At 62.8% G+C, this 13,818-nt stretch carries 11 protein-coding genes; 3 read left to right on the top strand and 8 right to left on the bottom strand.

All coding sequences use genetic code 11. The features are described 5' to 3' along the window. The first annotated feature begins 48 nt into the window (after positions 1–48). From INT40_RS08930 to INT40_RS08940, 3 genes are all read left to right on the top strand, one after another. Complete coding sequence (locus INT40_RS08930) at positions 49–2,862, top strand: ATP-dependent RNA helicase (RefSeq protein ID WP_101574275.1); 2,814 nt, start codon at positions 49–51, stop codon at positions 2,860–2,862. Further along, on the top strand, positions 2,859–3,809 hold the full coding sequence (locus INT40_RS08935; protein ID WP_319021965.1) for a 3-methyladenine DNA glycosylase: 951 nt from the start codon (positions 2,859–2,861) through the stop codon (positions 3,807–3,809). The genes INT40_RS08930 and INT40_RS08935 overlap by 4 nt, the downstream gene beginning before the upstream one ends. Positions 3,810–3,928: 119 nt before the next feature. Further along, the gene (locus INT40_RS08940) at positions 3,929–4,981 is read left to right on the top strand and encodes a zinc-binding dehydrogenase (RefSeq protein ID WP_101574273.1); all 1,053 of its coding nucleotides are present in this window, start codon (positions 3,929–3,931) and stop codon (positions 4,979–4,981) included. A gap of 49 nt (positions 4,982–5,030) precedes the next feature. Here the strand turns inward: INT40_RS08940 and INT40_RS08945 are convergent, their stop codons facing one another. The 8 genes from INT40_RS08945 to INT40_RS08980 all read right to left on the bottom strand — a co-directional run bounded on the left by INT40_RS08945 (position 5,031) and on the right by INT40_RS08980 (position 13,775). After that, a complete protein-coding gene (locus tag INT40_RS08945; protein WP_101574272.1) occupies positions 5,031–5,465 on the bottom strand; it encodes an HIT family protein in 435 nt (144 codons plus the stop codon). A gap of 7 nt (positions 5,466–5,472) precedes the next feature. Next, positions 5,473–6,051: a maltokinase N-terminal cap-like domain-containing protein gene (locus INT40_RS08950; RefSeq protein WP_101574271.1), complete on the bottom strand. Its 579-nt coding sequence runs from the start codon at positions 6,049–6,051 to the stop codon at positions 5,473–5,475. 1 nt (position 6,052) lies between these two features. Beyond that, a complete protein-coding gene (thyX, locus tag INT40_RS08955) occupies positions 6,053–6,838 on the bottom strand; it encodes an FAD-dependent thymidylate synthase (protein WP_101574270.1) in 786 nt (261 codons plus the stop codon). Positions 6,839–6,981: 143 nt separating this feature from the next. Continuing rightward, complete coding sequence (locus INT40_RS08960; protein WP_226830989.1) at positions 6,982–7,872, bottom strand: peptidase E; 891 nt, start codon at positions 7,870–7,872, stop codon at positions 6,982–6,984. Continuing rightward, on the bottom strand, positions 7,851–8,939 hold the full coding sequence (locus tag INT40_RS08965) for a biotin/lipoate A/B protein ligase family protein (protein ID WP_101574269.1): 1,089 nt from the start codon (positions 8,937–8,939) through the stop codon (positions 7,851–7,853). Before INT40_RS08965 ends, INT40_RS08960 begins: the two co-directional genes overlap by 22 nt. A 78-nt stretch (positions 8,940–9,017) precedes the next feature. Next, positions 9,018–11,327: a prolyl oligopeptidase family serine peptidase gene (locus tag INT40_RS08970; protein ID WP_193095937.1), complete on the bottom strand. Its 2,310-nt coding sequence runs from the start codon at positions 11,325–11,327 to the stop codon at positions 9,018–9,020. 67 nt (positions 11,328–11,394) lie between these two features. After that, entirely contained in the window at positions 11,395–12,033 is a 639-nt protein-coding gene (locus INT40_RS08975; protein WP_193095938.1) for a GNAT family N-acetyltransferase, read from the bottom strand. A gap of 143 nt (positions 12,034–12,176) precedes the next feature. Next, positions 12,177–13,775, bottom strand: coding sequence for an HNH endonuclease (locus INT40_RS08980; protein ID WP_319021966.1), 1,599 nt, complete (start codon positions 13,773–13,775; stop codon positions 12,177–12,179). Between the last annotated feature and the right edge of the window lie 43 nt (positions 13,776–13,818).

The raw sequence follows: 13,818 nt of genomic DNA on the forward strand, positions 1-13,818 counted from the left end.
GGCCGCTGACACACGGGCTTTCTGCGCTCGGGCTGAGACACTTGAGGCATGCCCGATTCTCGTCCGTTCGATCTGCAGACCATTGCCGTGGGACTGCCCGCCGCCGCGCTCATCGACCAGCTGGCGAACACCCTCGTCGGCAGGTTTCCGCGCCTCGTCGTCGAGGCCCCGCCCGGAACCGGCAAGACCACCCTGGTGCCGCCGCTCATTGCCGAACATCTGGCCGGACGCCTGGCCGAACACCTGACCGGGACCGTGTCTGGGAACCGGGATGAGTCGCAGTTCGGACATTCTGCTGATTCTCCGCCCGCCCAGGGGCGAATCATCGTCACCCAGCCGCGGCGCATGGCGGCTCGGGCAGCGGCCAGGCGGCTGGCGACGCTGACCCGGACCCGCCTCGGCGAGGACATCGGCTTCACAGTCCGCGGCGAGTCACGGACCTCGGCGCGCACGAGGATCGAGTTCATGACCACGGGAGTGCTGCTGAACCGGCTGCTGCGTGATCCCGAGCTGGCAGGTGTCTCAGCGGTCATCCTCGATGAGGTCCACGAACGGCAGCTCGACACCGATCTGACCTTCGCCCTGTGCCGCGAACTCATCGATCTGCGTGAGGACCTCGGCCTCGTCGTGATGTCGGCAACCCTTGACGCCCAGATGTGGGCGCGCCGCTTGGGCTCCGGAGACGGTGCAGACGGAGTCTCTACTGATGGTGGCGACGAACCTGCCGCACTGCTCTCGGTTGCTGCGAAAATCCACTCCCTCGACGTCAGGTGGGCCCCGGCGAAGCAACGACCCTTAGATGCACGCGGGGTGACCTGGGACTTCCTCGATCACGTGGCCCGCACGAGCATCGAAGCATTGTCGACGCACACGGACGGGGACGTGCTCGTCTTCGCTCCCGGCGCCCGTGAAGTCGAGGAGATCGCCGCCCGAATTACTCGATCCCTTCCTGCTGGTTCCGGGACCGAGGTTCACACCCTGCTCGGACGCACTCCGGCCAAGGACCAGGACGCAATTCTGCGACCTCATCCCGCCGAGGTTGGTCAGCGTCGCGTGATCGTGTCGACCTCGGTCGCGGAGTCGGCCCTGACGGTTCCCGGGGTGAGCATCGTCATCGACTCGGGACTGGCCAGGGGTCCACGGTTGGACACTCGCCGTGGCATGTCGGGCCTGGTCACGACCCGTGAGTCGAAGGCCTCTGGGACACAGCGTGCCGGTCGTGCCTCGCGGCTGGGCCCGGGCACGGCCTATCGGTGCCTCTCCGAATCGGATTGGGCGAGCCTGCCCGAGCATACGCCTGCGGAGATTGCGACCTCAGATCTCACCTCGGCGGTCCTGACCGTCGCCGTGTGGGGTGGTAACACTGCGCTGCTGCCGGAGCCGATGCCCGAGGGCCCACACCGCCTGGCCGTCGAGAATCTCGTGGCGTTAGGCGCGCTCGAGCTCACCGAGTCCGAGGACGGGGCGAGTGCTGAGGAAGGGTCATACGAGACTGCCTCAACGACCGTGACCGAGCTGGGGCGGGCCATCGCCCGGATTCCAGCCTCAGTGTGGTCGGCTCGCGGTCTCTTCGATGGAGCCGCCATGCTGTCACCTGGGGCTGCGGCCGAGGCGATCGCCGTCATCGAGTCCGAGCAGCGTGCCCCGGGCGCCGATCTCGTGGCCACCCTGCGCGAGCTGCGGAGAAGCAAGGACCGTCGTTTCACCCAAGATGTGAAACGCTTCGCCGGACTGGCCGCGGAATTCTCAGGCCCTCAGAGCTCCACCACACATGATTCACTCGCCGCCGAACCCACAAGCCAGGGTGAGGATCGAGGCACGGGGCGAGGTGCGGGTCGGGGTGGTTCCCTGCGCCCCGATGACCTGGGGCTCGTGGTTGCACTCGCCCACCCCCTCCAGATCGCACGGCTGCGCAGTTCCTCAGCGTCGGAATACCTGCTGGCCTCGGGAACCGCCGCGTCCCTGCCCCGGAACTCGTCTTTGCAGGGCAGTCCCTGGTTGGCGATCTCCGATGTCGGCCTCTCGGGTGGGCGCGCTGTGATCAGGGCCGCTGCTGTCATCGATGAGGACACCGCTGAACTTGCAGGTGCCGGGCTGCTGGCGACAGATGAGACGGCGACCTTCGAGCAGGGGAAGGTGCGTGCGGTGCGCCGGACCTGCCTCGGCGGCATCGAACTCACTGCCACACCGATCAAGGCGAGTACAGATCTGGCCCGTTTCGCGATCGCACGGTCGGTGCGTGAGCTTGGCGCTCGGGAGATTCTGCGACCCAGCGAAGCGTTCGAGGAGCTGCGTTCCCGGCTGGGGCTGCTGCACGCCGTCTATGGTGCCCCGTGGCCGGATGTGCGCTGGTCACGGCTGTCGCAGACGCTGACCGAGTGGTGCCCGGCCGCTCTGGATCGGATCGCACGTGGGGCGGATCCGAGCAGGGTCGATCTGGTCTCTGCGCTGCGAACGCTTCTGCCCTGGCCGCAGGCAGCACGCCTCGAGGAGCTGGTGCCGGTGAGTATCGAGGTGCCCAGCGGTTCACGCATTCGCCTCGACTACCCCGATCCCGACCTCATGGATTCGGATGCCGAGTCCGAACCGGGGCCCGTTCTCGCCGTCAAACTCCAGGAGTGCTTCGGATGGCAGAGGGCACCGAGCGTATGTGAAGGCCGGGTCCCTGTGGTCATCCACCTCCTGTCCCCCGCTCGCCGACCGCTGGCGGTCACCAGCGACCTCGCTTCCTTCTGGGCCAATGCGTACTCCCACGTCAGAGCCGAGAACCGCGGCCGGTATCCGAAGCATTCCTGGCCCGAGGATCCGCTCACGGCTCCCCCGATGCGCGGGACCAAGCAGTCTGGGACAATGAAGCGGTGACGTCTACTGCCTCCCCGACTGCCGACAGCACCGACTCTCTCAGTGCTGCTTGTGCTGCTGCCGGTGCTGCGATGAGCGCACCAAGGTGGCGGGCGCTGCGGGATGACCACGCTACGAAGATCGCGGAGCGCACCGATGCTCACATTGCCCGCCGTCTCAAGGGCGAGAAGCACCCGGTAGAAGATTTCCTGTTCACCTACTATCCATTCAAAGCGGGTCAGTTGGCCAAGTGGAATCCTGGCCCCGGCGTGCAGCTCGAATTGGCTGATGAAGCAGACCAGACCTATTTCGACCGGCGCTGGTACACGAGAAGTCACGCCGGCACCATCGCCGAGGTGGATGTCGAGTCCTGGTTGGACGACCGTGGCGATGGGGCGAAGTTCATCGCCTCACTGCTGCAATCGACCCTGCGCCGGGAAGCAAACTTCGGGTGCTTCGGCATCCACGAATGGGCGATGGTCTACAAGCTCACCGAGGAGCAGCGTCGCCACCAGCAGGTGCCTCTGCGCTTGAGTCCTGCGGCCACCGACGCCGTCGTCGAAAGCCACCGGATCCAGTGCTCGCACCACGACGCGTTCCGCTTCTTCACCGAACCCGCTCGGCCCCGCAACACGCTTCAGCCCACACGCGAGTCCATGGTCGCCAATGAACAGCCGGGCTGTCTGCACGCGGGAATGGACCTGTACAAGTGGGCGATGAAGATCGGACCTATCGCACCCTCTGACCTCGTCGTCGACTGCTTCGACCTGACATTGGACATCCGCACCCTCGATATGGAGGCCTCCCCCTACGATCTGCGTGACTGGGGCTACGGTGTCGTCGCCATCGAAACCGCCGCGGGCAAGGCAGAATACATGGACCGCCAACGAGTCTTCTCCGCACGGGCACAGGCTCTGCGGCAGAGGCTGCTCGATGCTCTGGCCTGCGTCGGAGTTCACGCCAAGTAGGGCTCATCCGAACGGCGGACCTATGTTCACACTGGGACCATGTTCGTGCTGGGACCATCCGAGTGCACACAGTGCGGACCAGACTGTGATACCGGGACCGGCCTGCATAGGATCAGCGTGTGCGCGCAATCGTCTATGAAGAGTTCTCTGTCCTCCCTCAGCTGAGAGACATCGAGTCACCCTCCGTTCCCGCCTCCGGCGTCGTCATCGACGTCGAAGCCACCGGAGTCTGTCGCAGCGACCATCACGCCTGGTCAGGCCACGACTCGACGATCACCCTGCCCCATGTTCCCGGACATGAGCTGGTTGGTCGCATCGCCTTGGCGGGGCCCGAGGTCACGGATTTCCGTATTGGTCAGCGTGTGACCGTGCCATTCGTGTGCGGCTGCAGTCGCTGCCGGTGGTGTGTGAGCGGCAGTGCGCAGGTCTGCCCGGACCAGACCCAACCCGGGTTCACCCACTTCGGATCTTGGGCCGATGAGGTGGTCATCCACAACGCCGATGCCAACCTCATTGCGGTCCCCGACGATCTTCCTGCCTCGGCGACGGTGGGGCTCGGCTGCCGGTTCGCCACCGCCTTCCACGGACTGCGGGTGCGGGCGAAGCTGCACGCGGGTGAGACCGTCGCCGTCTTCGGCTGCGGCGGAGTCGGCCTGTCTGCCATCATGATCGCGCGCGCCATCGGCGCTCAGGTCATTGCGATCGACGTCAGCGATGCTGCCCTCGATCGAGCCCGAGAGCACGGTGCCGTGCACACGATCAACGCCTCTGGCAAGAGTCCCGAGACCCTGTCCGCCGAGGTGGTCGCACAGTTCTCGGATGAGTGCCCCGACGGTGTGGCCGTGAGCGTGGATGCCCTGGGTCGAGAGGACACGATCGCTGCCGGGATCGCTTCGCTGGCGCCCTTGGGACGCCATGTGCAGATCGGTCTGCTGGCCACGCCACCGGTCGTCGATCTGGGACGTGTCATCGGTCTCGAGCTCAGCGTCCTCGGTTCCCATGGGATGGCCGCTGCAGAATACCCGGAGATGCTCGATCTCGTCATCGAGGGCAAACTGCGACCGCAGGACCTGGTCACCAATGTCATCGGCCTTGCAGAGGCTCCTGCCGCAATGGAGGCGCTGGAGTCGAACACAGGATCGGGAATGACGATCATCGACCTGAGCCGGTGAATTCAGGCCTGAACCAATGAACACCTGAACTCGGGCTCGTGCCTCTGTGTCAGCTCTCCTGCAGTGCCGAGCGCATCGTCCCAGCCAGGCCCTCAATCAATTCAGCCTCGCCAAGAACACCGGGTTCGAACGGCAGTCTGAGCCGGTCCTTGCCCTTGTCGCGGTAACGCGGGATGACATGCATGTGGAAATGGAAGACCGTCTGCCAGGCATCTTCACCACAGCAGTTGAGCAGGTTGACCCCGTCGGCATCCCAGGCATCGAAGACCTGCTTGGCGATGCGCTGTGACTCGATAGCCACCTCGGCGAGGTCGGCGGATGGGATGTCGCGCAGGTCGGTGCTGTGACTCTTCGGGACGACGAGCAGATGCCCGTCGGAGCCCGGCTGAATGTCCATGAATGCGAAGGTCGACTGAGTCTCAGCGACCTTCGCACTCGGGACGTCACCTGCAATGATCGAGCAGAACAGGCAATCATGACTCATCGGCTCATCACACCATCACGGCGAGGACGACCGCAGCTTCCTGGCCCGACCAGCGGCCCAGGAGGAGTCCCGCATCGGAACCTTCAGCGGGAGAGTCGAGGTTGAGTTCATACAGCATCTGAACGTCTTCGGCACCGGCCAACGGTCCTGTGCCCCAGGCATGAGCCACGTCGGTGATCTCTTCACCGCGGTTGCCCTCATCGTCGACTTTGTATTGTTTGGCCGACGTTCCAGCAGTGGCGATCGCATGGTCGAGACGCTGTCTGAAGTGCGGGTCGCCCATGCCGGCGTAGACCCAGCGCTTGCCGAGAACGGAATGCTCCATGGTCGAGATCAGGTGTTTGTCGGCACCAGCCAGCTCCGCACCGCGATAGGTCAGCGGCACCTGGAAGACGCGATCACCGGCGGCGACGATATGAATCTCGGCGCCCACTTCACCGGCTGGATCATCAAACCGGTAGGAGCTGATCGATTCCAGCGACTCCGGGGCCACATCGGCCCCGGCTGCCCACGACTGCTGGCTCAGCCATGCAGAGATGACGTCGAGTTTTCCTGGTTTCAGTTCAGCGTTGTAGATATCAGCCATGTCATGCCTTCCGGGTCCCGGGGATCCATTCCCCGTCGACCACTTCATAGTCGGAGAAGACCGCTGGGGCCTCTTGGAGCATGGCCTCACCGATCTTGTTGAACACGAGACGAATCTCTTCCTCGGCACCCTTGGCGGTGCGCATCTCGATGACGTGACGCAGGGAGCGCAGGTTTGCGGTGTAGACGATGCCGGTGGCCAGCCCCTCGGGTGCGAAGCGGCGCATGAACGAGGTCATGTGCTTCTTATGGGAGAACTTGGTGCTGGCTTCGTCGAGTTCGAAGTGCTCTGCCATCCATTTCTGGTGTTCTTCGAGGGTGTCGAGGACCTTGAGAGAGCGTTCCATGAGCTCCGAGTCTTCGCGTGCCCATTCGGGGAACCAGAACGGAATGTCGGCCAGGCGCACGTAGCGCAGGGATTCCTGCGAGAACGCCGATCCCGCGCGGTGGCGGATGAGTTCGTGGGTGAGCACTCGGGACACATTGTGCAGCACGAAGGTGAAGTTCGCGTGTTCGAGGACCGACCCGTGCTGGGAGGCGATGACGTTGCCCAGGTACTGTGCCGAGTCGGTGCGCACGCGGGACACGTTCGGGTTCAGTCCCGGCTCCCACGAGCGGTAGCACATGCGTCCGGAGAACTCGACGATATCCTCGGCGTCGGGAGAATCGGCGTCTTCGACACGTTCCGCCCAGCTAGTTCCGCCCACCTCGTCGAGGTATGTCCTCATCGATTCCCAGTCGATGCTGGGTTTTGCGAGCAGTTCTACGGACGGTTCGACCTGGCGCATGGCTCTCCTTGTGCAGGGTATGGCTTGATTGATTCCCAATCCTACAGACACGAGGCCCAACGATGGTCGATGATCCGCCACTATTGTTTGCAGCGGCGTCTGCTGCTTGCGGCGGACGCCGAATGATCCGGGCAGATTGATCCTCAGAGTTCGAGGCGTGTGTCGCTTCGAGAGTCGACGGTGTAGGCGTTTGCCTCCGCTGATTCCACCATCACCGAGGTGGCCACGAGGTTTTCGAAGACGACCGCGGCATGGTCATCGATGGCAAGTCCGGGACCCGGCAGTTGGCCGGTCCCGATCCATTTTCGGAAGGTCTCGGCCCGGCCAGGTTCACCGTGATAGTGGGGGCAGACGCTTCCCGAAATGAAGCCAAGACCGTCGGTGAGCGGGGCTAATGGGCCGAAGGAATCTGTCGAGGAGGCCTCGAACCAGCAGTTTGCACCGGCACTGATGCCGGCCAGGATCGTGCCACCCGCCGCGGCTTCTGCCATGATGTCGTCTACGCCGTGGCGACGCCACAGGCTCAGCAGGTTGGCGGTGGATCCGCCGCCGACGTAGATGAGGTCCACATCCAGCAGCGTCGTTGGGTCCTCGTAGTCCCAGGGACTCTGGCCGAACAACGAGAGCACAGACGTCTCGGCCCGGCCGGCGAAGGCTGTTTCGAAGCGTTGAACGTAGTCGGGGTTGTCCCCCGATGCGGTCGGGACGAAGCACACGCGAGGAAGCAGCGAAGCGCCACCACCACCTCGGTGATGGTGTGCTCCGGTGCCACGTGTGTCTGTGTCACGTGTGTCTGTACTGCACATGTCTGTCTCGCGTGCCTCTCGCACCAGGGATGCGCGCTCGAGCAGGTAGTCATCGATCGCTGACTGCCCTGACTCTGGCATTGAGAAGCCGCCACCGCCGAGAGCAACGATCGTGGACTGTTCCGACGCTTCAGTCAGCGTTCGAGGGTGGGATTCCCACCCTGGGCTTTGCTCACCCGCTGGGCTGTGCTCACGCGGCGACTGGCTCACGGCACTCGGTGCGTCCATTTCTCGGTCCCGAACTTCTCTGCGACGAGAGCGTGAGCCTTCTCCAGCTCGTCGTCGGTGAATGCGTCGAAGTGTGCTCCGTAGCGGTCGGCGAATGTATCGGCCATGACGTCGATGATGTCCTTGCGGGCCTCACCGGTCTGGCTGCGCAGCGGATCGACGCGCTTCTTGGCGCTTGATACTCCCTTGTCGGAGATCTTCGCTTCGCCGATGCGCAGAACTTCCACCATCTTGTCGGCGTCGATGTCGTAGCTCATAGTCGCGTGGTGGAGCAGTGTGCCGTCGCGCATTCTCTTTTGGGCCGCACCACCGATCTTGCCGCCGGTTGAGGAGATGTCGTTGATCGGCTTGTAGAAGGCTTCGACGCCGAGGCTCTTCAACGCTGCCAGCACCCACTGGTCGAGGAAGACGTAGGACTCCTCGTAGTCGAGGCCAGCGACCAATGCAGGTGGAACGAACATCGAATAGGTGATGCAGTTCCCGCCTTCCATGAACATCGCTCCCCCGCCGGAGATGCGGCGCACGACCTGCACACCGTACTTCTCAACGCCTTCTGGGCGAAGTTCATTGACATAGGACTGGAAAGCTCCGATGACCGTGGCGGTATCGTCCCACTCCCAGAACCGCAGGGTAGGTTTCCGACGCCCCGCCGCCACCTCTTCCAGCAGCACCTGATCGAGAGCGACGTTGACCTGCGTGGGCAGAACCTCGCCGCGAATGACCTGCCAGTCGAAGTCGGTGAAGTTCGCAGCCGACCCCAGAGCACGTCGGACGACTGTGGCGATGTCCGAGGTGGAGAATCCATGCATCGCCAACTCCGAACCGTACCCGGCAAGGGCTGCGTCGAGACGCTGGCGCAGATTCGCGTTGTCCGCGGTGACGCTGGCACCCACAAGCGCCGGTGCAAGGTCGAAGTAGGCTTCTTCGGGCTCGAGGAAGAAGTCGCCGGAGATCTTGACCTCGGTGATGATCTTTCCATCGGTCTCCACATCGGCGACCACGAGTTTTCCGCCGATGACCTTGTACTCGGCGTGAAAGCGCTGGGATTCGTGCATGTCGTTCGTCATGCTCCCAACGCTACGCCCAGGCTCCACTCAGAAGCTATGAGTTTGCTCACTCCCCGGACGGTTCGCTTCCTGGTCAGCTCACTCCCCGGTCAGCGAGGTCCACAGGAATCGGTAGCTCAGTGCGCGGGTGAAAGCCGCCTGCTTGTTGTCCGACGCTGCCGAGTGTCCGCCTTCCGTGTCTTCGAAGAACCAGACGTCGTCAATCCCACGATTCTGCATCCGAGCAGCCATCTTGCGTGCCTGCACCGGACCGACCCGGTCATCGGAGGTCGCCGTCCAGAACAGCACGGGCGGATAGTCGGTGCCATCTTCGAGCAGATGATAGGGCGAAAACCTCTGGATGAACGCCCAGTCCTCAGCCACATCGGGGTCACCGTACTCTGCCTTCCACGAATAGCCGGCGCTGAGTTTGGTGTAGCGGCGCATGTCCAGAAGTGGGACTCCGCACGAGATCGCACCGAAGAGTTCGGGATGCTGTGTGAGCATGTTTCCCACCAGCAGCCCACCGTTGGAGCCACCTGCGCATGCCAGGCTGCGCGCGGATGTGACCCCGCGTTCGATGAGGTCTCGGGCAACAGCTGCGTAGTCCTCATAGGCGCGCATCCGGTTCTCTCGCATCGCCGAGGTGTGCCACCGTGGCCCGTATTCTCCACCCCCGCGGATGTTGGCAAGGACATACACCCCGCGACGTCCTGCAGGAATCGGGGTCTCGGCTGCAGCGGTGGGCTGTGGGTTGGCAGGATCGTTTGAGGCCCCCGTCGTCGTGCGGCCCAGCCATCCGATGCCCATCACTGGGGAATACACCGGTGTCCGGCTGACTTCGAATCCGCCGTACCCATCCAGGAGGGTCGGGTTGCTCCCATCGAGGGCCAACGCGCTATCGGCGATCTGGAAGTAGGGGATCTTCGTTCCGTCCTCGCTCGTGGCGAAGTGCTGCTCGACGGAGAATCCCTCGCTTGGGAAGAGTGCCGGTGCCGACTTGATGACGACGGGCGCGCTGGAGTCTCCAACGGTGCTGGGACTGCCAGCAGTGCTGGATTCTGCACTGCTGTTCGAGGGCTCCAGGCTCCCGTACGACAGGGTCGAGGGAGTCAGAAATCCCGTGCTGACCAGCCAATAGTCATTAGCGGTCGCGTCATCGTGCTTGTCGACGGCTCCGAGCCCGACCATGTGATTGGCGGGGACCCCAGGCAGAGAAAATGAGGAGAAGTTGTCGTTCGGAATCAGGACCACCAATTGTGACTGCACATCGGCCAGCAGCTCGAGGATCAAGTAGTCCCGTGTCCAGGTCCACGATTGCAGGGCGGTGTGCTCATCTGGGGTGAAGATGACGGTCGGTGCAATCGTCCCGGCCTTCACCTCGGCGATGCCGGCCACGGCCAGGCCACCGGCCGGAACCGAAAAGTCTTCGTGCCTCCACTCGGATTGGGGTCGAAAGAGCACGATGTCCCGTTCGAATCCGACTTCGACGTCGGTCGGCACATCGACGACGATCCAGGCCTTCTCCCACGCCGAGGCGTCGGTGGGCACTGCCTCGGATTCGTCCTTGACGTCGTCGAGGTCGATGAAGCTGAGTTGCGTGTTGAAGAAGTCGATGGCGTCGATGGCAAACGCTCTGTCGGTTGACTCGGGGTCTGCGGCGTCCACATCGCTGCCCACGAAGATGGCGACATGGTCGCGGGGAACTTCGGCGACGATCGGAGCATCGGCGATAGCCTGTCCGCGTGTGAGAACTCGTGCCTGGCGCGGATAGGACGAGGTGGTCAGAGAGTCCTCGCCTGTGTCGGTCGCGACGATGATCGTGTCGTCATCGAGCCAAGCGAAGCGAGTCTTCGCCGAGGGCAGGTCGAAGCCACCGTCGACGAAGGTTTGGGTCTCCAGATCGAATTCGCGCACCCGGTGGGCATCTCCACCATCCGGTGACAGGGAGACGAGGGCGCGGGCGTTGTCTGAGCGACGCACCGAAGCTCCGGCCCACACCCACGGTGTCTCCTCTGCAGCGGCGAGGGCGTCGAGGTCGATGAGGACCTCCCATTCCGGGGAATCGGAAACGTAGCTGTCCCAGGTGGTTCGCCTCCACATGCCTTTCGGATTCGTGGAGTCACGCCAGAAGTTGAAGTAGTGATCGCCGCGTTTAGCCACCATCGGGATCTTTCCCTCGGAGTCCAGTGCGGTCCGGATATCACCGGCGATGGAGTCAAACAGGTCGTCCTGGAACCGTGCGATGGTCTTCGCGTTCTGGTCCTTGACCCACGCGATCTGATCATCACCGTGGATATCTTCCAGCCACAGGTTCTCGTCGTGTGGCATGGGGGCAGCGTGCCGCGACTTGGTGGCGCCGCTGGAGGGATCGGTCTTCTGGTTGTCTGCCGGAGCTTCTTTGCGCATGCCACCATCCTAATGATCGCCGGAGGATGCACGATTCAAGGTCAGCACCGCTCGAGGACTGCACGACTCATGCAGGTGGTCGGAACATGACCAGTCCCGGTTGTCCGTTAGGCGCCTGGGGCCCATGGCCGAGGGCGAAGAAGCCGAGGCGTTCATAGAGCCGACGTGCTGGAGTGTCGATGTCGGTGGTCTGCAGCCAGCAGCCGTATCCGCTGATGCCGGTCAACCACGTCTGCAGAGTGGCCCGGCCGAGTCCGGACTGATGCAAATGAGGGTCACGTGCCAACAGGTTGAGCGCGAACGACCATTCGATCGTTGCAGCGGCGTCCCCGAGAGTGGCACGGAGTTCGTGCGCCCAGTCGTAGTCCTGTTCAATCCAGGACCAGTAATGGCCGTAGGCGATTGACCTCAGACGTCCGCCGGAACGCGCTGCTGCGACGAGTACCTGACCGTTTCGGACCGAGAGATCGTAGAGGCTCCCGAACAACGCTGCATGTTTCGGATCTTCGAGTAATGGCGGCTCGGCTGCTGCCGTTGCATAGAGCTCTTCGACTTCGGCTGGCGAAGGGAGGACTCGCGGGAGTCCCGCTGTTGAACTCATCGGTGCCCAACTCGGGCCGAGACCGCCCGGTACGCCCCACATCAGTTCAACGTCGAACTCTGCAGATGACGTTCCAAGTCCTTCACACTCGGCACGTTCAACCATGCTTCCACCTTAACGACAACAGCAGTCGAGCAGTTGAACTCAGAGAAAATTCTCGTCAGTGGGCTGAGAAACATACGCCGAGACCTGACGCCTGGAGCAGATGTCTGATTCCGGCATCTGGTTCACAAGTCTGGTTGAGGACATCACCCCACGGAGGCGAATTCAGCCAGTTGTTTCTCTAGGTTCAGTTCCACTGGACTCGGCGGTTCAATATAGCTTTCCCACACGTCTATTTTGAGGGAAGAATGTATTCCTTCCAACTTCGGTGCCTCGATTTTTCGAAGCGGTCGAAGTCTCACATAAAACAGGTCGGGATCACTAAGCGCACCTGGTGCCTCGACACTTGCTGCATTCGGAGCCTCTTCGCGTGCTGGAGCCGGCGACTCTTCGCCTCCTGCATCCGACACCTGCTCATCGGGGTGATTGGATCGAGGCCGTTCACGGGAATTGGCCACCGGTGTCCCGATCGGTCTGGTGCCGATCCGATATCGGTGCCCCGTAGGTGTTCGTACGACCAGTTCTTCTGCCGTGGCCTCATGGCGCCAGCCGGGAACTTCTTTGAGGAAGTTGCAGGCGGCGCAGAGCCCCGAAGCATTGTCCCAGTTGGTCTCACCGCCGGCGGCAAATGCCTGCGAATGATCTGCGTGTTTGATCTGGGCATCGCACCAGGGCGATCGGCAGACGTCGTCGCGGATCATCACCATACGGCGAAGCAGTCCGGAAAATTCACGTCGCTTCGAGTCCATTCGGACCAGCTGTCCGTCGGATGGACGTGTGTACAAGCGGCGGATGAAGACTGAGGCTTCGTTGTCTGCGATGAAATCACGTGCCGTCTTTGCTGGGATTGGGCCGAAACCTGGAAACCATGCTGACGTTTCGCCTGTGTCGAAGAGGCTGGTTTCATTCATCACTACGTGGACTTCGGTCGGGATGGCCTCAGCACTGTCTTGGCCCGTGGTTCTCTCAATTAAGAGATCGGCCATGACCTGTCCTTGAGTTCGCCCTTCGGACTGTCCTACCCCGACGATCGACTGTGCCGACTTCGACAGGTTGGTATATGCCGCCACAGCCTGTGACAAAGGTAGAAGCGCTGTCAGGTACGCCATGTTCCCAGGCGCTGGCCGCACCGAGACACCACGTTCTTCCACACACCTGTCGAGATGGTCGACGGCGGCTTTCTGGTCGAGCTGCTGAGCCAGAGCGCGAACTTCATTGCCCAATCGACCGACGCCAACCTCGGCGAGGCGATCGGCCATTTGGTCATCGACCTGGTGCCGTTTGTCCTTCGGGAGCCAATCGGTCTCCTTCGCAACAACTCGCGCCTTCTCCTCCGAGATGTCTCCACTCTTCAGCGAGGCATAGGTCTTGGGCAGGTCCAGCAGCAGCGAGCGAGAGAATCCGAGCAGTCTGTTCCCTCTGGCCCGAGACACCTTCCGTGCCAGCCCGATCTCGGCACCAAGGCCCTTGCCTTGGCTGCGACTCGGCACCCCTTCTTCGGCTTCGCGATTTCGACGGTGCATGTCGAAGGTCAACGTTTCTCTGGCCTGCGCAGCTGCACTCACTGACGTCAATTCTTCCAGGGCAGTGATTCTGTCGATCGCTTCGGCTTCCGTGCTCGCTGGCGGCAGATCGGACAGCGCCTTGCGCCACCGATGAATCTCGGTGATCACGTCTGAAACCGTCCCCGCTCCCATACCGATCACAGTAGCCGTCGCCCCTGACACGAGATTTTGGCCAAGCATCACTCCAAGTCAGGCGGCAGGTCAGGCCAGATCAGGAACGGTT

The organism is Brevibacterium sp. FME17 (genome assembly GCF_014897515.1).
Classification (GTDB): Bacteria; Actinomycetota; Actinomycetes; order Actinomycetales; family Brevibacteriaceae; genus Brevibacterium.